Genomic DNA, 24,597 nt, shown 5'->3' with positions numbered 1-24,597 from the left:
TATGAACTTCGGCTCAGTCAAAGGTAAGATGAGTAAAACTTATGACTGGCAGCTAGCAATCGTCTAATTTTAGACCCCATATTACCCCAGCGACGACTTTTGCAAGAGGTCTAATAAAACTTTCCCGAATCTTCTTCTCCTCACCCCCCCGAAACAGCACCCCATGCGGCATCACTGTCGCCATCATCCCATCCGTCTTCAGAACAGACAGCATATGCTGGGCAAACATCAAATCTGCCTTCTTCCCCGTTTCCGGACACCACCCATGCATAAACCGCCCCGAAAAGTGCATTCCTTCACGGATATAGTTTTGGGAGAAAGGGGGATTGCTGATTACCCGGTCAAAGTGCATCAATTCCCCGCCTTCAACGTGTAAGGGATTGAACAGCGTATCATCATTATGAATATCCGCATCCCGAATCCCATGCAAGAGCATATTAATCTTGCAAATTGCCCACACCCCGCCGTTATTATCCTGACCATTCAGTGCTAGATTTCTCGCATCACCGCCGCACTCTTCGACATACTGCTTCGACTGAATCAGCATTCCCCCAGAACCACAACAGGGATCGTAAACCGACATTCCCTCCTGGGGTTTCAACAGCCGCACCATCAACTGCACCACCTCACGCGGCGTATAAAACTCGCCTCCCTTCTTCCCGGCAGAATCGGCAAATTCCGCAATCAGGTACTCATAAGCCGCACCCAACAAGTCAGGAAAAACAAAATCCTCATTCCGTAACCGATACCTGCTGAAGTGCTTAATCAGTTCCCGCATCTTCACATCAGGAATGCGGCTTCTCCCCACCTGACGATTGAAATCAATGTGAGTCAGCACACCCGCCAGCGCCTGGTTATGTTCCTCCAGTGCTGCCAATGCCTTATTCAGTCCATCCGCCACATTTTTATGCAGCTCATCCCGAATATATCCCCATCGCGCCTTCTCTGGCACAAAAAAAGCGTTTCTGTAGCTCAGAGGATTTTCCGCCCTCTTTTGTGCTTCTTCCTCTCCCCGATGTTTGTTTCTCTCTAAAATTTCCCCGTAGTGTTGCTCGAACACATCCGAAGCGCGTTTGAGGAACAGCATCCCGAAGATGTACTCCTTGAACTCCGAAGCATCCATCTTGCCCCGCAGGATATCCGCAGCCGAGAAGAGATGACGTTCCAGTTGGGGTAGAGTCAGTTTGCCCATAGATAATGTTTACTTTTCCTCAAGATGTTCTGTGACGCGATGCTTTATCGCAATAAACGCGATCGCGCTCAACTCTTCAACCTAACCGCCAATTGCTGATGAATCTCGTCCAACCATACCGGAATTACAGGTTGACCATTATCTATAGATGAGATCGCCTCTTCCCTTTCAAACTCCTCCAACCGAAAATCCTTCTCCTTTCTATTCCAGACCAACATAAATCGCTTCTGCACCACTGGATCGGAAAAATCCGGCGCTTTATGTTTCAAAGCCTGCAAAGCCCTAGCCGCTACCTCAAAACTCAATCCCACCGATAGCCAGTATTCCATCACTGCCAACTCAGCTAACTCAGAACGAGAGTAATAAATACTCCTTCCCGTTCCAGTGGCACTAATCGGAGGTACAATAACTCCCCTTTCCCGCCAATACTGCAACTGGCGCAAACTACAGCCTGTAATCTCAGCCGCTTCCTTACTGCTAAAGAATGTTTCTGACATAACCTCTGATTTTACAGAAGGCAGTTATAATACATTTATGTGCGTATTGAACAATGATGTTCAAAAAGTATGAGCCAGATAACCATTCAGTGTCATTTAGTTGCAAGCGAATCAACTTGCCATCATCTCTGGAAACTGATGGCAGACCTGAACACGCCCTTAATTAACGAATTACTGGCGCAAATGGCTCAACATCCTGAGTTTGAAACGTGGAGAAAAAAGGGCAGACTTCCGGCTGGAATAGTCAAACAATTGTGCCAACCCCTCAAAACTGACCCTCGCTTCACTAATCAACCTGCACGGTTCTATGCAAGTGCGATTGCCGTCGTTGAATACATCTATAAATCCTGGTTTAAACTTCAGCAACGCCTAGCACAAAAACTGAGTAGGAAAATTAGTTGGTTAGGAATGCTCAAAAGCGATGAAGAATTAACCGCAGAAAGTAACACTTCTGTTGAGGTAATTCGCACCAATGCCGCCGAACTCCTCAACTCCCTATCCTCTGAAGAGGGTAGTATTTATACCAAACTTTGGAAAGTATATAACGATGCAGACGACATCCTTACTCGCTGCGTCGTCTGCTACTTATTCAAAAATAGTAATGAAGTTCCTGAAAAATCTGAAGAAAACTTAAAAGAATTTGCTGAAAACCGTCGCAAAACTGAAATTCAGATTGAACGAATAAAACAGCAATTAGAAAGTCGCATACCCAAAGGTCGAGATTTAACATGGGAAAGCTGGCTAGAGACATTAGCGATCGCATCTACAACTGCTCCCACAGATGAGTCAGAAGCTAAATCCTGGCAAAATAAACTTCTAACTAAACCAAAGCCAATACCCTTTCCAGTGGGTTATGAAACTAATGAAGATTTGACTTGGATTAAAAACGAAAAAGGTCGCCTTAGTGTTCAATTTAATGGCTTAGGCAAACATACGTTTCAAATCTACTGTGACCAACGCCAGCTTAAATGGTTTGAACGCTTTTACGAAGATCAAGAAATCAAAAAAGGCAGTAAGAATGAATACTCTAGTGGTCTTTTTACTCTGCGCTCAGGAAGGATTGCTTGGCAAGAAAGCACAAATACAAATAAAGACGACCCTTGGAAAATTCATCAACTCATCCTCTACTGCACCGTAGATACCCGTTTATGGACGGCTGAAGGCACAGAGCAAGTTTGCCAAGAAAAAGCGGAAGATATTGCCAAAACCCTTACCAACATGAAGGAAAAAGGCGATCTCAATGACAAACAGCAAGCCTTTATCCGCCGCAAACAATCAACCCTAGCTCGACTTAACAACCCCTTTCCCCGTCCCAGCCAACCCCCCTATCAAGGTCAGCCTCATATTCTTATAGGTGTGGCGTTAGAACGACATAAACCTACCACAGTAGCAGTTGTTGATGGGACAAAAGACAAAGTAATTACTTATCGTAGTTTCAAACAATTACTCGGAGATAATTACGGGCTGTTAAACAAACGACACCAGCGTAAACAAAAGGAATCTCATCAACGCCACAAAGCTCAAAGAGATGGAAGCTCCAATCAATTCGGAGATTCTCAATTAGGCGAATATATAGATCGTTTAATAGCCAAAGCTATTGTCACATTTGCTCAAACCTATCATGCAGGTAGTATTGTGTTACCAAAGCTGGGCGATATACGTGAGTCTTTTGAGAGTAAGATTCAAGCGCAAGCAGAGCAGAAATTTCCGGATCTTATGAAAAACAGAAAAGAATACCTCAAGCGCTATCGAATTCAAGTTCATCAGTGGAGCTATGGAAGATTAATAAACGATATCAAAGCCCAAGCCAGCAAATTAGGTATTGTTGTTGAGGAAGGACAACAACCCATCCGAGCAAGTCCCCAAGAAAAAGCTAAAGAAGTAGCAATTTCTGCTTATCGCAATCGTCGTAAATCTTGAAACCTAATTTAGACTCAGTACCTTGACAATAGAATATAATTATAAATGCGCCACAGGTCATGTTCGTTTGAACCTCTGATCTGGAGACAATTATGGGTTTGTTTGACTGTCGGAAGACAGTTGTACTTTCTATTCCCTAGTAGCTGTCCGTCCAGGATGCTGATATCTAAGGTTCCGGCTGTAGAAATGATTAACTTGTAAGTTGAAGTTCACTAGGACTTTAATCTTATGGGGTAGGAGCGCTCCCATGCAAACTGGATGTGGGTTTACCACAGTGATGGCTACTGAATTACTCTTGACCAAGGGGATTACTCTTGACCAAGGGGGCACCCTAATTTTTTATTTTTCGTGAACCCAAGCGGGGGCAAAATTCCTGGGAGGTTTACGAAAACTGTGAATCCCTTATGGAATATTGATTCCAGTATTTCTGTGGGATGGTTGCTCCTGTAAATACAGGACAGATAAAGCGAAAATTTTAGAGGGTTACGAAAATCGCCTCTAAAAGCTCCTCCAGGTAACTGTTGTAGCGATCGCTGTTTCGACGACCATCCCAACTAGGGGTGGGTTGAAAGGACGGCAATGCTACACAGTGCAGTCTTCTCGAAAGTGGTTTCAACGACCATCCCAACTAGGGGTGGGTTGAAAGAAGTGTTATATCGGTCATGAATAGCAGCAGTGATAAGTTTCAACGACCATCCCAACTAGGGGTGGGTTGAAAGCCAAATTATAAAGAAGGGAAGTACGGAGACTGGACGGTTTCAACGACCATCCCAACTAGGGGTGGGTTGGAAGTCGATAGAGGCTGAAGCATCTAAGCCGACCTTTGGGTTTCAACGACCATCCCAACTAGGGGTGGGTTGAAAGTTAGAGGAGTATGGTAACTTTATTAACACTGCCACGAGTTTCAACGACCATCCCAACTAGGGGTGGGTTGAAAGAATTAAGACACATCAGCCGCAATATCAACAATTATAGTTTCAACGACCATCCCAACTAGGGGTGGGTTGAAAGTTGGTTAAATATTTTTTAGGGGGTTGAAAGGATAGAGCATCAGATTCTGCTTCAAAAAGAAGTTTTTAAACTTAAAAAATAGCAGAGAATGCCTAAAGCATAGATATGCTAGGTAAATCATTAACAAGTAGTCAAATCAAGCTAACTTCAATGAGGTCAAATAACTTGACAAGACGACATTAATTTGACAACGATGACAAATAATTAGTCAATCGACATCAACGAGCATGGAGGGATTCGAACCCCCGACCCTCAGAACCGGAATCTGATGCTCTATCCACTGAGCTACATGCCCTAATAACTTGAATAGTATAACATTTTTTGGGATTTAGCAATTCGGGCATTCCAGATGCTGTTACTTTACGGTAAATTGGTCAGCGGTTGGGCGATGCCTCTCAAAGAAAATGATTCGCTTTGCACCTGACGCCAGAAGCCTTCATTTTGATTGCTCCTGGTCTATATCAGCCTTTTTTTTGCTGCTGAATCGGAATCTCAATAATAAACTCTACGCCCTGTAAGGGTGATGAAATACAGCGAATCTGTCCCCCGTGACGTTCCACCACAATCGAGTAGCTGATAGATAATCCCAAGCCAGTGCCAGCTCCCACCGGCTTCGTCGTAAAGAAGGGGTCAAATATCTTCTTTTGCACTTCCTCTGTCATGCTAGGCCCATTATTCCCAATCCGGATTGCAACCCGATCCTCCTCTACAACAGAGGTGCGAATCCAAATCGTAGGTGATTGTTCATGATTCATGGTTGATTGTTCATGGTCATGACCCGCGAACGATAAACCACAAAACTCTTCTAAGGCATCGATTGCATTACTGAGAATATTCATAAATACCTGATTCAACTGACCCGCATAACAGGCCACTTTAGGCAGGCGAGCAAATTCTTTAACCACCTCAATCCCCAATCGGTTTTTCTGGGGTTTGAGCCGATGCTGCAAAATTAACAAGGTAGATTCAATGCCTGAATGAATATCTACTGGCTTCATTTCTGCTTCATCCAAGCGCGAGAAGTTTCTCAATGACAGCACAATAGATTGGATACGTTCGGCTCCTACCTGCATAGAAGATAAGATTTTCGGGAAGTCTTCTTTCAAATATTCCAATTCAATTGTCTCAATCTCCCGCTGAATTTCTGGAACTGGATCGGGGTAAAACTGCTCATACATCTGTATAAGATTGAGCAAGTCTCGCGCATAGTCATTTGTAGGGGCAAGATTGCCGTAAATAAAATTTACTGGGTTGTTAATTTCATGGGCTACTCCTGCCACCAGTTGCCCAATACTAGACATTTTTTCTGCCTGAATCAGCTGGGCTTGGGTGCGTTGCAATGCGCTTAAAGTGAGTTCTAGCTGTTGTGCTTTCTCTCGTTCTCGCGCTTCTGCTTGCCGCAGCGCCTCCAGATTAGATAGCTGAAGATGAAGGTTGATGCGTGCTAGAAGTTCATTTTTCGAGATTGGTTTAATGAGATAGTCGTTGGCACCAGACTTAAATCCTTCTACCAGGTCTGATACTTGATTTTTGGCAGTTAACATCAAAATGGGAAGTTCGTTCAGCGAATACTGTTCGCGAATTTTCTTGCAAACTTCATAGCCAGTCATGCGCGGCATCATTACATCCAATAAAATGATGTCAGGTCTTAGCCCCTGCGCGATCGCTGCCAATGCTTCTATGCCATTAAAGGCTTGAGTTAAGGAATAGTTTTGCTCCGATAGATAGTTGACCAGCACCTGCACGTTAACTGGCTCATCATCCACTATCAAAATCTTGATGTCGCCACTTTGGGTTGCAAATTGCTGTTTAGCAGGTTGCAGGTTTCCAAGTCGAGGTTTCAATTCTTTAAACTTAAACCTTTCTTCAACCTTCAATTCTTCAACCTTCACCTCTTTCGAGAGGGGTAGGGTAAACGTAAATTGGGAACCAACGCCCATTTGAGATTCTACGCAAATTTCCCCATTGTGCAATTCCACTAGCTTTTTAGTAATCGCCAGACCAAGACCAGTCCCTCCATAAATTCTTGCTGTTGAGCCATCAGCTTGTTCAAAAGATTCAAAGATTTTGCCAAATTTCTCTGGGGGGATACCAATTCCCGTATCGGCAACGGTAATCGCTAGATAAGGTAAATATTCAGCGTTAGAAGAATCTTCCTTCTGCTCCTCCTCGACCACAGATGCCGACACTTCTACTACACCAGAATCAGTAAATTTAATAGCATTTCCGACCAGGTTGTAGAGAATTTGTTGCACCCGATCTTCATCAGCATTAACAGACGGTGTATTGGGAGAAATTTTATTGAGCAGTTGCAAAGATTTCTTACCAATTAGAGGCTGGCTGAGAGTCAGCACTACGTTGGTAATTTCTCTCATTCCCACCGGCTTGATTTTAAGTGGTAGATTTCCATGTTTCAGTTTAGAAAAATCAAGGATATCGTTGATCAAATTGGATAGCCGGTGAGCGCTCGATACTACCATCGATAGATTATAAATTGTCTTCTCAGGCAAATGCCCCGTTACACCATCTATCAAAGATTCGGTAATGCCAATGATGCCATTAAGCGGGGTGCGGAGTTCGTGGGAGGTATTTGCCAGAAACTCGTCTTTTAACTCCTCCATCCGTTTGCGTTCGGTAATGTCTTGGAATCCACTCAGCATTGCTTGCTCGCCGTTGAATGCGATTGGCTGAATGGATAAATTAATCCAAAATGGCGTTCCATCTACCTTTTTCGCCTGAAATTCGTAGTTGCGGACGTACCCATTTTTAGCCAGTATCTTCAGCAACTCTTTTCGAGCCTCAGGATCGTAATGAAATTCTTGTGCCTGACGACCTATCAATTCTTGCGTGGATAGACCCAAAGTTGAGCTACACGCCATATTCGCATACAGAATTTGGCTGTCAGATACACGACTTATCAGTAGAGGAACCGGAGTAGTTTCGGCAATCAATCGAAATCGCTCTTCGCTTTCGCGTAAGCGATTTTCTGCCTGCTTGCGCTCGTCAATTTCTTGCTTGAGGTCAGCATTTAATGCTGTCATCTCATCATAGAGTTTGGCATTCTCTAGAGAGATAGCAATTTGAGAAGACAGCATTTCCAAAACTTTCAATCGGTCAGGTGTAAAAGCATTAGTTGTCAGATTGTTTTCAAGATAAAGCAGACCAATTAGATGCGTTTGCTTAATAATGGGAAGACATAATATAGATTTAGGTTGATATTGTAAAACGTAAGGATCTGATTTAAATAAGCCTTGGTTAGTGGCATCGTTTAAAACTAAATTATTCTTCGTTCTTTTTACATAATTGACAATAGCAGGAGAAACCTTCTGACTGGATTCTACGGGAATAAATTGGAGAACGGTTACCTCAGCCCGATCGACTTCTCCCTCAGCAGCGATCGCTAAGCTGCCTGATTCTTCCAGAATGAGAAAGCCTTTCTGCGCTCCAGCATTCTCAATCACAATTTTCATCAACTTTTCTAACAACTTGTCTAAAACGATCTCACTCGCTAAGGTTTGGCTGGCTTTCACGACTGTCGTTACATCCAACAATCCCGAATCGCTGCCAGTACTAGAAGAAATTATGTTGCTCACACCCCCAGCTTTGCCGGTTACAGATACTCCGGAAAAGAACTGCGGATATTTTTCTTCCACATGATTCACTTTAGCGATCGCGCCCCATTTAAGATAGCCATAGTGAGCTTCCAGAATATGGGCTTTTGCTAGCACAGTGTATCCTTTACCGAGAAATAACTTTGCCGCTAGTTCATTGGCTATCGCTTCGTTCTGGATATAATCATTTTCTCTAGCTGAGTTAATTGACTTTTCATATAAATCCAAAGCCTCCCCCTCTTTGCCGGTAATTCGCGCTATTTCAGCGGACATTAGTAAATATTTGTGCAAAAAGTTGTCTGGGCAAGCTTCAGACCACTTCCTCATCTTTTCTAGATTTATCAATAGATTTTCCATTGCCTGCTCTTTCTCTGCTTCCAGCAAAGTAGGATAAAGAGCTGTTTGAATTAAAGTAGAATAAAAATAATGTTCCGGTATCATGATGGTCGCAAAGGGAATCGAGATCAGTGTTTCCCCTTCTGCGATCGCTTTCATCGCATCATCATATTCTTCGTATAAATAAAGTATTTGAGCCTTTAAAATACAATAAGTAACATAAAGAGCTGGAACTTTTTTCAATTCATCCCAATGCTCTTCTTCTTTAAAATTATTATCGTTAAAACTTGTTTTTTGTTTTGTTTCTCCTTTTAAACTTAAAGCAAACTTTTGGATGACTAAAAACATATCAATAAAAGAGCGTATTTTCTTTTTTGAGGTAAATTCTAAACATTTTTGGGCTTCTTGATATACTTCATCCAAATTATCTCCTTTAAATGTTAATTTAACAGCTCGGTAGTAAGCTGAATAAGTAGCCCATTGAAAATCACCAATTTCAATTCCGTCCTGAAAACCATTTTTTAGATATCCCTCACACTCTGTCCTCAAATGATTTTTCCAATGACTAATATAGGAACCAAAAATCATGTTAAGCTTACATTTAAAAGTTATATTATTAAATTTTTCATTCACTTTTAAAGCTAATTCACCATATTGATAAGCTGATTCAAACTCATCTCTTCCTGCCAGAGTCCATCCATAGGACATATAGGCAAAAGAAGTAACATTTGAATTGCCATATTTTAAAGATATATTCACCATTTTTAACATTATTGAATCAAATATATGCTTTCCAATAAATCGGGCAGGTGGAGTCATATTTATAAGAATCTTTGTAGCAGCTACTTTCTCCAAATCGGTCATATCTGGCGCATCAATCAAATCCTTAACCTCTCTCCCTGCCAGATTAGCTTTAACCTTTTGGGTCTCAGATTCTATTAGTTTCCTTAGTTCCTTTTCACCATCGGGGAGAGAGATACCAAATAACCTCAATCCTGCTTTACCGATTTCAATCGCTTCTTTAGTTTTCATCAAGTTAGTTGTATATATAATGATTTTCATAATATATACACTTGCTTTTTCTAAATTAGACGCGGCTTTATTTAAAATAATTTCAAAAAAATTTTCACATTCATCAATGTTTCCGTTCAGGTATTCGCATTCTGCGCGTTCTTTATAAAGAGATAATATTAACGGATGCTGGAATTCCCAGTCTTTCTCTGAAAGCAGTTCCATTCCAGCAGTTATATATTTTAATGCCGGTTCAAAAGCTGTAGATAGCTTTGCTTTTTTACCAGCGGTTAGATTTAAATTTGCTAGTTCATATCTTTCCTCTTGATTATTTATGATATCCTTGCCGCAATTAAGCTGATTAACTATATCAAAAATTTTGTCTTCTAGTTCTTCTCGATCTGTATTTTTAAGTAATAGCTGACCTACTTTGAGATGAACCTGTTGTTTATCAGTTTCTGGGATTAAGGAATAAACTGCCTGCTGTACGCGGTCATGCAGAAATTTGTAGGCAACAGCTAAATCATTATTGAGAGAAGCATTTAAAGTATCTTCTGTATAATCTTGAACGTATTTATATGCGTTCCCAATGGGTATAATCAGCCCTTCCTTAAGGGCTTCCCTAAGTTCACCAGAAGTTTCTACTTGAGACTTTTCATTAACAATCGATAAAACTTTTAAATTGAATTCGTTGCCAATACAAGCTGCAAGTTTTAGGGATTTCTGAGTAGACTCAGAAAGCTTTTTAACTTTTATCACCATTAACTCAACTACATTATCCGTGATTTGCATTCCTCGAATTTTTTTAAGATCCCACTGCCAACATCCCTGTTTTAAGTTAAAGTTAAACAAATTTTCTTCATAAAGAGATTTTAAAAACTGAGTTAAAAAGAAGGGATTACCATTAGTTTTATTAAAAACTAACTTTGCCAAAGAATTTGTTTTTGTTGATTCAGACTTAAATGTGTCGGCAATCAGTGAATTAACATTATTAATAACTAAAGAGTTAAGAGAGATATTATTTACTGCAATATCGCTCTTTTTCAGTTCGTCCAATGTCAGCATTAAAGGATGAGTTGCACTCACTTCATTATTTCGGTAAGCCCCAATCATGAGTAAGTATTTACTATCCGGATCGGTCATTAGCAGATAAATTAATTTTAATGAGGCTGAATCGGCCCATTGTAAGTCATCTAGAAATAAGACTAGGGGATGGTCTTTTGTCGTAAAAACACTGAGAAACTTTTGAAAAACTAAATTTAATCGATTTTGGGCTTCTGTCGGAGCAAGTTCCGGAACTGGTGGCTGTTTGCCGATAATGAGTTCCACTTCTGGAATTACATCAATAATGACTTGACCGTTGCAACCTAGAGATTCTAATAGTTGTGTTTTCCAAAAGTCTATTTTTTCTTGGGTTTCTGTTAAAAGTTGTCGAACTAATTCTTGAAAAGCTTGAATTAAGGAAGCATAGGGAATATTCCGTTTAAATTGGTCAAACTTGCCGGAAATAAAATAGCCTCTTTGCCGTACAATTGGTTTATGAATTTCATTAACTAAAGCTGATTTACCAATTCCAGAGAATCCTGAAACTAGCATCATTTCAGTCGAGCCAAGGCTGACTCTTTCAAAAGCTGCCATTAGAGAAGCAATTTCAGAGTCTCGACCATAAAGTTTTTGGGGGATTTGAAATTTATCAGAGATATCGTGTCTACCGAGTGGGAAATCGCCAATTTTCCCCGTACTTTCTAGATGAGTTAGACAAGTCTCTAGATCGGCTTTGAGTCCAAAGGCACTTTGATAGCGATCTTCAGCGTTTTTAGATAATAACTTCATCACGATGTCAGACACCGCTGGTGGAATGTTTGGATTCAGATGGTTGGGTGGAATTGGAAGGCTGGCAATATGGCAGTGAACTAACTCCATCGGATCGTTAGATTGAAAAGGCACCCTTCCAGTTAGCATTTCGTAAAAGGTGACACCTAAGGAATAAAAGTCGGTACGATAATCAATTGAGCGATTCATTCTCCCCGTTTGCTCTGGTGATATGTATGCAAGGGTGCCTTCTAGCAAATTGGGGTTGCCAATCATCTGGTTTTCTCTGGACAGACGCGAGGCAATGCTAAAATCGGTAATTTTTACCAATCCCGTTTCCGGATTAATAAGTATATTTTGAGGCTTAATATCCTTATGAATAATGTTATTTTGATGGAGTTGACTAATTGTTTCTGAAACATTAATAATTATTTGAATAATTCTTTTTAAATCAATTTTGTTTTTCAAGAGAAAATCCTGTAGCGAATCTCCTCCAAAATCTTCCAAGATTAAAAACAAATATTGATTATATTTTTCTAGTTCTAAAGGTTTAACAATTCCTGGGATAGGTAAGTTATAAGCAATTTCATATTGATGTTTAAGCTTGGCAATTTCCGTGAGAGCTGGATACTCTTGCCAAAGACTCTTAACAATAACAGGTTGCTCATCATGATGGCGATATCCTCGATAAACAACGGTTTTTGTTCCCTCGTAAATTTTTGATGTGATTGTATAACCTGGAATTTTTAGCATAATTTGGTTTGTGTCTCAACTGGTAACTAGAGTCAAATACAGTGTTCGACTGGTCAGGAATATGCCAGGGTATTTATACAGTAATCGTCCGCCAAAGTGCGGAGTTGATAATCTGGCTACAAATGTTGCTGTCAGCCTATCTTTGGTATAAGGTTAGCCAGAAAAGTAATGACGCAGACTAAATTTAAACGGGGAATCAGTGTAAGAACTTCTGTATTTAAATGTTCAATCTGCTGGCAACACAGCGTCAGAATTGCTGATTCTGCTCTTGATGCCTGAAAAACAATCCAGCTTTGCTGTTTTCTGGGCATAGTGGTCTACTAAGGCGGTGAGTATTCTGATTGTACAGAGTGACGGCTGTGGCATCACTCTGTAGTAGAAACAAGCAATATTAAAACTCTTAATATAACCAATCTTTACGGGTAAACGGCAATTTCCACGCTTTATCTGCTCGTCGCCGCAATAGGACTTGATAAAGCCCCATGTGGTTCTGTTCAAAGGCAAGAGCGAAACCGATGAGATAGAGCCGCCATAATCGGACTTTACGTTCGCTGCTGAGGGCGATCGCTTTCTCCATCACTGCATCCAAATTAGCTGCCCAACAGCGCATTGTTTTGGCGTAATGCATCCGCCAAGCATCAACATCGACAATCTCCCATCCCGTCTCTTCAGCGACAGCTAAAGAATCGGACAACCTGGACAGCTCTCCGTCTGGGAAGATATAACGTTGAACAAAGCGTTCGTTGAGGCTGGAACCGTCCCATTTTTCTGACGCGGTGATGCCGTGATTGAGAAACAAACCCCCAGGCTTCAAGGTAGATAAGGCACTTTGAAAATAAATCGGGTAGTTTTTAATTCCTACGTGTTCAACCATCCCAACTGAAACAATTTTGTCAAAGGTTGGCGTTTGGGGTAAGTTTCGATAGTCGAGAAGCTCGACTTTTAGCTGGGTGTCCAAACCTTCTTTCGCGATCGCTTGTTGGTTAAAAGCCAGCTGCTCTTTACTCAGAGTAATGCCATATCCCTTCACTCCGTAATGAGTTACAGCCCAGCGTAGCAAAGCTCCCCAGCCACAGCCAATATCTAATAAATATTCGCCGGGTTTTAATTGGAGTTTACGGCAGATCAAATCAAGCTTTGCCTGCTGAGCTTCTTGCAGGCTCATCTGAGGATGTTCAAAATAGGCACAAGAATAGACGAGTAAAGGATCGAGCCAAAGACGGTAAAAATCATTGCCAACATCATAGTGATATTGAACAACTGCCAAGTCGCGATCGCGACTATGAGCGATCAATTTCTGCCAAGGTGATTTCTCTGGCTGCGATAAAGGCAATTGGGGTAGACTCAGTGCTTCCATCCAAGCTTTGATTGCTGTGCTGCGATCGCATTGGGTAAAGGAAAGCGCTTCTAAGCGCATCAGATCGTCGATGTTACCTGTAAAGTCCAAAAAGCCCCGAAGGTAAGCTTCCGCTAGAACCAAAGGATCTTGACTCAGAATTAGACTTCGGATAACTCCAGGATGATGAATCTGCAAAGTGAGTTGAGAAAGCGAGTCATCAAAAGTTTCATTGGTCATTATCTTGTCTGTCCCCCAGCAATCGATGCAGAATTTCAGAGGCAGGAGAGAAAACCGTTCGCTCAAGATATCTCGGATGCCGGTAGGAACAGAAGAATATGACATAGTTGATTTAGCGTGTTAGTGGTTATGTGTCAGTAGCAATTGGGGATTTTGGATTTGCTCTCACCCAACGGTGAGGCAACCTTAGCCTGACGATGTAGAGCAACAACGCCGAAATGGTACTAATGCTAAGTTTTCAACTCAGCACCATTCATATCTACAGAGGAATAACCATTAATCACTAACAGCGCCTAAAATTTTTCTACACCTGTCTAATCGCAGGCGAGACGACTGCGCGAACTGACAAGTCAGCGCAACGCGATCGCATCGCAAAATATATAAACACGGCAGTAGAAAATAAACCTAATTTGTACCGGAGTGCAGGGTAAGGGACAAGCAAGTAAGCTAAAAGTCATCAAACCATTGCTCTACAAACAAGTCCCATGCAGTTCGGCTTAACCCTCACCCAGGTTTCTTCAGCGACAGCTTTTCATCGCATCAATCAATTTAAACAAAATTAAGGAGCCGGAAACGAAAAGACTTCAGGCTCCTTTTGTTAATGCTTGCCGCCCCAAATTTAGACAGTTAGCGGTTGCACCAATTCCTTGACTGGTGCTTCACTGTCACCTGGCTGCTGGACTCGAATTAGCCACCCTTCAGCTTTAGAGTAGTTATCTTTTTGCACTTGTTTGATAGCCTGTTTGAAGTTCAACTGCACGCCCCAAACATCGCTCGTGAAGCGCTTTTCTTGCTTCATCTTGTCGAAGAAACCGACGGCTTCGGGGTGTGATAAACCACCTTCGGTTTTAGCAATAGAGAGCATCACGTCAAACACATCATCCGCCATCTTCGCATCCCCACAAACGTAGTAGTGACACTTGGGATGACTTAGCTGTTTCCAGACATTCTGGGACTTCTGCTGCATCAAGTTTTGCACGTACAGTTTTTGGTCGCCAAGACGGGAAAATGCTACTTCCAGACCGGAAAGAACCCCTTGATTCTGCCACGTCTGCATTTGCTCCTGATAAAGGAAGTCACTATGGTTGCGACAGCCAAAGTATAAGGTAGCATCGCCCAAGGCTTGTCCTTGTTGCAACAAGGCATCCCGGTATTGAAGGAAAGCAATCAAGGGAGAAACTCCCGTACCGGGTCCCACCATCAGCATCGGTGCATCGAGTTCGCTAGGCGGACGGAAGCTAGAAGTACGGACACCGATGCGAACCTTTGCTCCTACTTCCAGCCCAGCTAAGTAGTTTGAACAGAGTCCTTGGCGGACTTTGCCTGCGTCGGTTTTAATTTGCAGCACCCCAACGGTGATTTGTAGGTGCTGAGGATGGAGCAAGGGAGAGGAGGAAATCGAATAGAGGCGAGGCTTTTGCTTCGGTAGCAACTCCAGTAAAGCAGCTAGGGTAATCTCTGCCGAGGGAAACTCATCGAACAGATCGACAACACTCATGCAGTTGTCCGCAATCGTTTTCTTGAGCGAAACATTGTCGGGATTATCGTCTGCCTGCCGGAGAATCTCCAGCCAGGTTTCCAGGCGATGTTTCTCCTGGGGATTTTGGGCTACGGAGTACAGGTAGGAAAGCAGTTCGTTGAATGGTTCCCTCAAGGCTAGATCGAGTTCTTCGGAGAGAACCTGACCTACGGTTGTAGGGACGGCAATGGGAGGTTTATCCTCGATTTGAGTGCCATCTGGAGTTACGTAACCAGCTGTGAAATAGGTGTTAGGGGTGACACCGACGCGATCGCACAATCGCTGGACTAACTCCGGTGGATTGCAAGGATAAATCGCAACGTGATCGCCCGTCTCGTATTGCAAATCGCTATCAGAAATATCGAACATGATGTAGCGAGTAGAACGACTGCCAGGAATCACTTCTAGAAGCAGTTCTTGATTTGCAACGACAGGAACTTCGACACCTCTATCCCCACTGACTGCCACAGGTGCAACATTTGCCAATTCCGCCTCACTCAAAAACGTGACGTTCAGCTTAGGTGCGGTGGCGGTTGTGGCATCGGCGGCGGTGACATCCTCACCTAACACCCGAGAGACGAGTCCTAGCCACTGTTTGAAAGTGTCGGCTTGTCCCTTAATTTCATCACCTTTATGCAGTGGCACAATGCGGTTAGCCCCTGCCTTTGCAAGTGCCTTATCTAATGAAATTCCGGCAGCACAGAAGTGTTCGTAAACGGTGCTGCCAATTCCTAGGATGGAATAGTTCAACCCCTCAAGGGAACCCGTCGGCTGTTTCTTCAACCACTGAAGGAATTTTTTGCCGTTTCCGGGTATTTCACCATTACCGAAGGTGGACGTCACGATCAGGAGGAGTTTCTCATAAGCAAGGGTATCGGCGTTGTATTCATCCAGTGCCATCACTTTCGCTTTGTAACGCTGGAGTTGACGGGCAGCTTTCCGCGCAAATCCCTCGGCAGTACCCGTCTCGGAAGCATAGAGAATCAGGATGCGGTCTTGCTTATCGTCGTCCTCGTCAGTCGTGGTGATGAATTGTTCTAGATCGATGCCGTCTTCAACTGCCCAACGATCGGCAGCATGGTGATAGGCAGGATCTAGGTAAAAGTCCCGCATCTGATGATGCCAGACCGGGCAGGTACTCCCGCCTGCTGGTGGCACAATCCAACCCGAATCTCCCGGACACTCGCGTCCTGCTTTCTTTTCCCGTAAATCGTGGGCGAGGAACTGTTTAGAGGCAGACTGGTGATCTACCATCGACACTTTCGCTTTCTGGAACGAGTACAGGATGGCGACATTGAGTTCCAGGGCTACGCGATCGCGCCATAAGGTTTGCTCAGAACTCGTATCCAGCTTGAGCAATTTGGCGATGTCCTCTGTCTTGTCGTAGCGCCAATCTTCCAGGAAATCCCGCATAATCTCAGTACCCATGTACCAGCCATTGAAGGGAAGACAGCCGTAGGTAACGCCGCCAATGTCCATGCGGAAGTTGCTGATGGCAGGAATGGCATACCACCGAAAGCCGAGTGACTTGAACTCTGGAATCGAGGGATGCTCAATTTCCACTTCCAGGACATCGTCCTTGTTAAACTCATACAGCTTCGGCTCGGTGCCTGCGGCTTCAATCACCAAGGGCAGGATATCGTAGGGTGTGCGGGGTTCCGGCGGTTGCCAGCCGAGCTTCATAATGGCTTTGGTTAGCTCGAAATTGGCGCGATCGCCCATAACACTCCCGTCCGGTTGCTCATACGCGGCATAGCGAATCAGTTGGGAATTCCAGATGCGCGGTCCCCAGCGTTCTTTCGGCTGTTTGGGACGGAAGACGGTCATGGTGATTTGGATGTTACCGCCGTTAGTGGCAAACCGCAGGTGTTCTTCTAACTCGCGAAACATCTCGTCAGGGTCGGTGACATGGCGGCGATCGCGTACCACCATATTGTTCCACTGAATTCGGGCAATACACTTGGAAGCATTGCGCCACGACAACTGCGCCCCATACGCCAATTCTTCGTAGGTGTGGGTGTAAGTGCCTGTTGCATTTACTTCCTCCTGAATTTCTGCCCAGCGTCGTGCTTTATCCTCCGGTTCCCACGCCTGCTCAAGCGCAATCTGATCCAAATACTGCTTGGCTTTTTTGAGCAATCGCTCCTCATTTAGCTTGGGCAGCTTGATGATATTCGTAACGCGATCGAACAACGTCTGCCACGCCTGCCGTAACTCTGGAGAAAAGTCCGGTACATACTTCTCAAACAGGACAAACATGGTATCAGAAATAGCCGGATAGGCACAGGATGGCACTCCGGCGCTGCCATGTACCTGTCCTAAGAAGCGTAATTCCCGCATCATGTCATCGGTGCTGTCACTGCTGAGGCAGCGCATCAGAAATTCTAGCGACTGGAACAAATGCAGGGACAGATAATCCATATCTGCCCGTCCGAAAATGGGTAATACAAAAGGATACTTCTCAAACAGGATTTGATAAAACTGCATCCCCATCTCTTGCTTGTTCTGGCTGAACACTGTCCAAGAGTCCGCCATCCGTTGCAGCATTTCGGGGGGCAGCGCTTCTTCATAGCGACGCATTGCCGCCACCATTGGCACAATCACATGAGTGTTGAAAAAGCGGTAGACAGCCGATTGGGTTCCTTGTGCTAAATCTTCGCGATCGTACTCTTCTAGGTACGGAATCGACGGCAGCATCCACATCCACACCTGCCGTGCCTTCAACCAGTGATGAGGACGCATCCCCATATCGGCAAACAGCGCTCCGTAATCCTCAACCGAATCGAAGCTATCCCCTTTTTCTGGAGGCACCCCCATCAAGGGCTCTGTAACTACATTCTGGGTATAAGGCTGAAGCTGATGTACGCAACAGTCAAAGAATTCATAGAAGTAGTCGCTGATGCTGTCCAGTGCTTCCCCGAAAATGTACTCTAGTTCTGGCTCCTCCAGCAAGAGGCGCTTCATGAACTTTTCCATTTGCAATTCTTTCCACGCCCGCAGCTTGTTCCACACATCTTTGACAATGACTTCCTCTTGCGGTGTGAGGGGAACCGCTTCGGGCATCTGGAATTCAGTTTTGCCGTTGCTCTGAGTTCCTGCTGCATGGAGGCGACGATTTCCATTCTGTCCCAACAGCGTCAACGTGCTGCTACTTCCTTCGCTGGTACTTTGGGTGAGGCGCGTTTTCAGCTTTAACTGAGGTGCAAGATTCCAACTGGTGATGGGAAATTCTAATTCAGCGCTGCTTTCACCATTGAGGCAATCCTGCGTCGCTAATGTCACCGTTGCCGCATCTTGCCAGGGCTGAGTGATGTCCCCTTCCCGATAGCATAGGGTAATCGCGATCGTGCAGTCTCCCTGGTTTTTCAGATCCAATAACCAGCTTGGCTGCTTGCGGCTAAATGAATCCTTTTGCAACAAAGACTGTCCCTCATCGGACATCTGCACCCGGCACTTGTACTTGTAGTAGTCGGAAGTGGGGAAATCGGTCGCCGAGACTTCGGTCAAGTGGATAATTCGTTGATTGTCGTGCATACCTGGCAGGAGGATTGTGTGCGGAGAGCAAGCAGACTACGTGTTTCGTACTGATTTAGCAAAAGCTTAAACTATCTTAAGTATGAAAAACAGTCAGCGATCGCTCTAGCCTTCATACTACTCAAGGAATACTCAATGTGCTGGTCGGCAGCATTGAAGTTTTCTTTTCACTTGCAACCTAGAGTTCACCATTCGCGGGCGCGTTATGGAGGCGGGTAATCTCCAAAAACAAACATAGGGGCACGGCATTGCCGTGCCCCTAGGAAATTTTCGGATGTCAGGGTGTAACCCTTTCTAACTTCATTAACAACATCTTTTAGTTGTTAGACGTTTTTACTAAAGTTAAGATGCTTTCAGTAGCGAATCGGTCAATTTTACAAATTATCCCGCTGAAGAAGTGATGCTTTTCAGTTCGATTTCGCTTGAGGATGGAACTTTGACATTCCAGACAAGCCCTAAGCGATTGAGGGCGAGGATACCTAACCAACCGAAATCAAGTTGCCACCATCTGAGTCCAAACCTTGCCGAGTGCTGGAAAGCATGGTGGTTATTGTGCCATCCTTCACCGAGGGTCATGATGGCGACGAAAAGGTTGTTTTTACTTTGATCGTCTGTAGGAAATTGGCGTTTTCCCCAAAGGTGGCAGACTGAGTTGACGCTAAAAGTAAACTGGTGCAAGAGGAAAATCCGGATACCTCCGCCCCAGATTAAGCCTCTCAATGCTCCCGACCACGACCCGGTTAAGACTCCACCCAGAAGCGTCGGAATTAACAGAGAAAGTAGCACCCAAAGGATGTAGAGCTGGTCGATTTTTTGGACAACTTTGTCACGATTGAGATCCGAGACATAGGGGTATGGGGGCGTCCAATCGACGTTTAGCAGCCAGCCAGTATGGGCGTGCCAAAAGCCTTGAACAACTCCCCAAAACCCTTCTCCGTGAATATTTGGTGAGTGGAAGTCTTGTTGAGTATCTGAGTAGAGGTGATGACAGCGATGGTGGCTCACCCAGCTGGCGACTGGGCCTTGACCTGCCATGCAGCCAGCGATCGCTAAAAAGGCACGCACAAATGCCCCAGCCTGAAAGGCACGATGGGTGAAAAACCTGTGATACCCCACAGTGATGCCAAAGAAAGTCAGGGCATACATTCCTACGAGTAGACTGAGATCCAGCGGCTGGACCCCACGTTCCCAGAAGATGATAGCCAGGGTCGCAGCAATAAATCCCACCACAGGCATGGCGACGACGATGACATTCAGTGTTTTCTGAAAATTGTTGATTTTAGAAGGATTGGAGAAAGAGATTGACACTTGTTTGGTTGAAATAGACTACTCGCGCAATAAAACTAAGAATATCTGATTGTTTGCCGTTAAATTCCCGAATAATTGTCCATTTTAGGGCTGATACGAGTCTGTTTCCATAAGCCTAAAGGAAGGTCTAAAGGAAGGTAATCGGGTCTACGGGTGTACCATTTTTACGGACTTCAAAGTGGAGATGGGGTCCCGTAGAAAAGCCAGTAGAACCAACCGCCGCGATCGCATCGGCTCGGTTTACAGATTGTCCTTCCGAAACATAGATTTCGCTGGCGTGACCGTATAAGGTAGTGATGCCATTGCCGTGGTCGATGATTACCGCCTTCCCGTAACCTCCATACCATCCGGCAAAAATTACCTCTCCGCTGTTGGCGGCGCGGATCGTGCTGCCATAACTTCCCCCAAAGTCAAGACCAGAATGGAAACGGCGGTAGCCCAGAATCGGGTGGACTCGCCAACCAAAATTGCTTGTAATTCCCGCATCGCTGGGGTAGCTGAAAATACCCGATCCGCGAATAATGTCGCGACCGCGAAGAATCGCTTTGCTCGCTGCCGCTTCTCTTTCTCTTTTTGCCTTCGCTTCTGCAACTCGTTTTTGAATGAGAGTGCTAATCCCTGCGGAATCCTCTGCTAAAACGTTCTCGGCGGCTTCTAAGGCTTGCCGGTTAGTATTCAAGCGTTGAATGAGCTGCTGCTGAGCCTGTGTCTGAGCTTCAAATTCGGCTTTTTGTGCCAGCAATTGCTGGGTAATCAGAGCAATTTGGTTTTTCTGCTGTTCGATCTCGGTTTTTTGGCGATCGATTTGGTCAGCTTCCGCCTTCAAGTTTTTCAAGATTTGTTGGTCGGCTTGAAACACCAATTTGATCTGGCGACGCCGGTCGGAAAATTGACTGAGATTTTGGCTAGAAAGCAGGATTCCCCATCCTTGGTGAGAGAGTTGCTGGCGTTGCAGGAAACGCAAACGGGCAACTGTGGCGGCTTGCTTTTGTTGATAAGAGCGTTCCGCGATCGCCAGATCCTCTTGTAACGTCTTTAATTCCTGAGTGGCTCTTTGTAATTGGTACTGGTAGTCATTAAGCTGGGTACCTGTTAATTCCAGGTTTTGCTGCAAGCCACTGAGTTGTCCCTTCGCGGCTTTTTGGAGTTTTGATAAGCGATCGCGTTCTTTAGAATAATTAGACCGCTGCCGATCTAGTTGTTGCTGCATCTGTCGCAGCGTTTCTATTGTGACGGGTGACGGCGATGGTAAATCTTCAGCGAGCACCGGCATTGCTAGCAAAAGCCAAAGGAAAATTAGGCAACAAACAACCGGCAATCGGCACTGATGCCAAAAATTTTTCCTTTTTCCTGAAAATGGTGCTTTCATCCTTTCAAACTCAGTCGTGCCAAAACGCCGAATTTCATCATGATGCCACCAGAAATTTTATTCACCTAATATTCCAGCCGGCTTGCCGAACAAGCATTGCCGAACCACTGCTTTTCCTGTCCCTCTCCACCCCCAACCCCTAAGCGAAAAGACAGAGGGATTGGGCGTGAAGTGTTCTAATCACGGGCAATGATCCAGGCTTGATATGACTGCAAGCTGCGGCAGTTTAACAATTTAGCATTTAGCTAGAGTGTCGATGCTGGACACTGGCGACGATTTGTTTTGACAACCGAATGAGTTGATAAGCACCAGCTTTGCCTAAATTTTGGTACTCCTTGGGCTGTATTTTTGTGTTCTCTAAATATTTAGGCTCAGTCAAAATCAATACCGAAGGTGGCTTGGGTTGAGTCGCCGCGATCGCTTCAATGTATTCCATTGCCGAGCTAACTTTGGCAAAGTAATTCACCGGGCGCTGCGTGTAAAATACGACACTCGGTTTTTTGAAACCAATCATTAATATGGCTTCCCCTGGCTGCTGGACTTGGGCGATCCGTGCCGATAATTCCCGCAGCGGCATCTGACGTGCTTGATCCATCATGAAGTAGGCAGGCGTTACCACAAAGATGATAAAAGCCATAAATCCGATTAGATTTGAAGTCCACAGCCAACGCCACCGCCGTCGTTTCAGCAGCAACAGCCCTGTCCAAATAGCGGTTGCCCCCCAGATGATGCCTCCCCACACCGTCAAACCAGATCGTTGAACCATTTGGCGCAGATCGGGCACGGCAGGGTCATATCCTAAGAAGTTTGGGCTGTATAGAAGCGCACCTGCCAGAACTGATAAAAACACCACATTGACAACGCCACTCCAAAACAAAGGACGGAGGAATGAGGGCTGAGGACTGAGGACTGAGGACTGAGTGGGGAATTCTCCTTCCGGCTGGTTAACTGCTAATTCTGAACTACCGACTTCTTCCTCAGTTCTCAATCCTTTCACCCCAGTCCTCAATTGGTCGCTGAACAAAAGTGCCACCAAAATTCCTGCTGCTGGCATTAAAGGCAGCACATAGCTGGGGAGTTTTGTCACCGCAACGGTGAAGAAGCCAAAGATCCCGGCAAACCAAAACAGAGCAAATAAACCTAAATGAGTGGAACGGGGGGAGTCCCGCCATTTGCCGCGCTGCCAAAAGCGGAGACGGGCGATCGCTACCGGCAAATAAATCGACCAAGGCGCAAAACCCAGCAGCACCACTAGGAAGTAAAAATACCAGGGTGCCCAGTGGTGATTAACAACGCCTGTGAAGCGTTCCAAGTTGTGATAACCAAAAAACTTATTAACGTAGTTTTCGCCGTTCCGCAAAATCACCAAAACATACCAAGGCACTGCCAAAACCAACACCAGTGCCAAGCCCCGAATCGGAAACATCTCCCGCAACACTTCCTGAGCCTTGCCCAGGTAAAGTAGAAAAGCCCCAATAATCAGAACGGGTAAGACAATGCCGACCGGCCCTTTCGTCAAGATTGCCAAGGCAACTAGCACGTAGAAAGCGAGATACCAACGAGTTTGGATCGCGGGTTGGTTGGTGTTGACATAGCCAAGAAAAAAAGAAAGTAGCGCACAACCCACGCAGCCGGTTAGCAGCATATCAGAGACGCCTGTGCGTCCCCAGACAATCATTTCTGGATTTAGAGCGATCGCAGCCGCACCTAGTAAAGCCGATAGCCACAACTGACGCTGCGTTATCATCCCATCCCTAGCTTGCCCCGTCACCGCACTCGGAGAAGGAAGCCCATAGTAGCGCAACGTATAGAAGCCTAATCCCGTCACAGCGATCGCAGACAGCGCCGAAGGCAATCGCACCGCCCATTCATTGACGCCAATCAGTTTATACGCGATCGCCATCAGCCAGTAAACTAACGGCGGCTTATCAAAGCGCGTCTCCCCGTTAAAATACGGTGTAATCCAATCTCCCGTTACCGTCATCTGGCGGGCAGCTTCAGCAAACAGCGGCTCAGTTTCATCAACCAGACCGATATTCCCTAAATTCCACACAAAAGCCAGCCAGCAAACCACCAGCACCCACAGAATCGATAGACCCGCCAGCCTGCTGGGATGCTTCTCCCAAGATTTCCACCAACTTCTAACCGTTCGCTCAACCCTAAATTTCATGAACCCCCGAACCGTCCGTCAGTAATGGGCAACCTCAAAAGGCATTTTCCCAGACCTTAATCTAGCTGGAAATGCGACGCCAGCGCACCCATTGCAAGATGTCATGACTCCCGCCTACCCAGCAGCACTTCCTGACTCTGGCAAAACCTATGTGTTCCCTAAATTGTCAGCGGTGAATGGGTACATTGATAAGAAGTCATGGGTAATTCGTCCGTAGAGGAGAAACAACAACTGACTCCTAACTGCTGACTATAAACGAATGACCCCTGACTATCTACGACCTAAGATTGCAAAACCAGTTGCCATTCCGACACCTGAGCATTCCAGACAGGCAGAGGCGTCTCACCTACAACATACGGTCCCCAATACCGGCGGGAACCATCTTGGGCAAATGCCACCAGAATATCCCCCTTTTTTAGCTGCAAATCCCCTCCAGGCAGCGATAAAGTCACGCCCTGGCTTCCCCCTTCTCCTGGGGCAAAATCCCAGTGTGCTGGCTCTCCATAAGATGTCGTTGGTGGCTGATAAGTCAGCAACGCCAGCCGTAACGGATACTCCGTTTGATTCGTCACCCGTAAAGGCCCTTGACGAGTCGTAATGAGCGGGATTTGTCGATCGTCTGTAGGTGAGGCAACTGGTGTAGAGTTCGGCAACTTTCCCGCGCCGGGAGGATTTTCCCGCAGTGAAGCATTCGTTTTTGAGAGCAACGAAGCATCTAACTTTACCCAATTGAGTTCCACCCGCTCCTGAAGCAGTCCCAGCCCCAACCCGATGAGTCCTAAAAGCACAGCAATCAGAAACCCAGGGTAAACCTTTAAAATCATAAGCTTTTGGATAGTCTTTCAGGAGTTTACCTTCCTTGATGGCAAAAAGCTCCGCCAAAGACGGACTCTTCGCGTGAGCGATCGCGCCAATCGCCATTTTTCATCTACGCCACAAAACAAGAATCTTGGGTGACGCTTCTAGACACTCAAGCTT

Annotated in this window: 9 protein-coding genes, 1 tRNA gene, 1 pseudogene and 1 CRISPR repeat array; of the genes and pseudogenes, 1 reads left to right on the top strand and 10 read right to left on the bottom strand. The window is 45.1% G+C overall.

Translation table 11 applies throughout. The features are described from left to right. Window positions 1-112: 112 nt before the first annotated feature. Both NDI34_RS18125 and NDI34_RS18120 read right to left on the bottom strand, forming a co-directional pair. A pseudogene (locus NDI34_RS18125) lies at window positions 113-1,192 on the bottom strand (class I SAM-dependent DNA methyltransferase); the annotation flags it as partial. A gap of 68 nt (window positions 1,193-1,260) precedes the next feature. Further along, window positions 1,261-1,689 (bottom strand): MerR family transcriptional regulator, encoded by a 429-nt coding sequence (locus NDI34_RS18120; protein ID WP_348233385.1) that lies wholly within the window; start codon window positions 1,687-1,689, stop codon window positions 1,261-1,263. A gap of 69 nt (window positions 1,690-1,758) precedes the next feature. On the opposite strand from NDI34_RS18120, the gene cas12k reads away from it, so the two are divergent. Beyond that, entirely contained in the window at window positions 1,759-3,609 is a 1,851-nt protein-coding gene (gene cas12k / locus NDI34_RS18115; RefSeq protein WP_348233384.1) for a type V CRISPR-associated protein Cas12k, read from the top strand. Window positions 3,610-4,144: 535 nt separating this feature from the next. Next, window positions 4,145-4,620: a CRISPR direct-repeat array (repeat unit 37 nt; unit sequence GTTTCAACGACCATCCCAACTAGGGGTGGGTTGAAAG). Window positions 4,621-4,842: 222 nt separating this feature from the next. Here cas12k and NDI34_RS18110 read toward each other — a convergent pair. The 8 genes from NDI34_RS18110 to NDI34_RS18075 all read right to left on the bottom strand — a co-directional run bounded on the left by NDI34_RS18110 (window position 4,843) and on the right by NDI34_RS18075 (window position 24,443). Then, a tRNA-Arg gene (locus tag NDI34_RS18110) sits at window positions 4,843-4,915 on the bottom strand. Between the two features lie 166 nt (window positions 4,916-5,081). Then, a complete protein-coding gene (locus NDI34_RS18105) occupies window positions 5,082-12,143 on the bottom strand; it encodes an ATP-binding protein (protein ID WP_348233383.1) in 7,062 nt (2,353 codons plus the stop codon). 400 nt (window positions 12,144-12,543) lie between these two features. Continuing rightward, window positions 12,544-13,824, bottom strand: a complete 1,281-nt coding sequence (locus tag NDI34_RS18100; protein WP_348233382.1) for a class I SAM-dependent methyltransferase — start codon at window positions 13,822-13,824, stop codon at window positions 12,544-12,546. A gap of 514 nt (window positions 13,825-14,338) precedes the next feature. Then, on the bottom strand, window positions 14,339-18,772 hold the full coding sequence (locus NDI34_RS18095) for a nitric oxide synthase oxygenase (RefSeq protein WP_348233381.1): 4,434 nt from the start codon (window positions 18,770-18,772) through the stop codon (window positions 14,339-14,341). 381 nt (window positions 18,773-19,153) lie between these two features. Then, window positions 19,154-20,080, bottom strand: a complete 927-nt coding sequence (locus NDI34_RS18090) for an acyl-CoA desaturase (protein WP_348233380.1) — start codon at window positions 20,078-20,080, stop codon at window positions 19,154-19,156. A gap of 127 nt (window positions 20,081-20,207) precedes the next feature. Continuing rightward, entirely contained in the window at window positions 20,208-21,449 is a 1,242-nt protein-coding gene (locus NDI34_RS18085; protein WP_348233379.1) for a peptidoglycan DD-metalloendopeptidase family protein, read from the bottom strand. A gap of 241 nt (window positions 21,450-21,690) precedes the next feature. After that, on the bottom strand, window positions 21,691-23,619 hold the full coding sequence (locus tag NDI34_RS18080) for a glycosyltransferase family 39 protein (protein ID WP_348233378.1): 1,929 nt from the start codon (window positions 23,617-23,619) through the stop codon (window positions 21,691-21,693). Window positions 23,620-23,900: 281 nt separating this feature from the next. Beyond that, complete coding sequence (locus tag NDI34_RS18075; RefSeq protein WP_190425580.1) at window positions 23,901-24,443, bottom strand: hypothetical protein; 543 nt, start codon at window positions 24,441-24,443, stop codon at window positions 23,901-23,903. Between the last annotated feature and the right edge of the window lie 154 nt (window positions 24,444-24,597).

This window comes from Trichocoleus sp. DQ-U1 (assembly GCF_039961925.1).
GTDB lineage: Bacteria > Cyanobacteriota > Cyanobacteriia > Cyanobacteriales > FACHB-T130 > FACHB-T130.
Note: the sequence above shows the minus strand (reverse complement) of the source record. Positions and strands in the feature narration are given on the sequence as shown.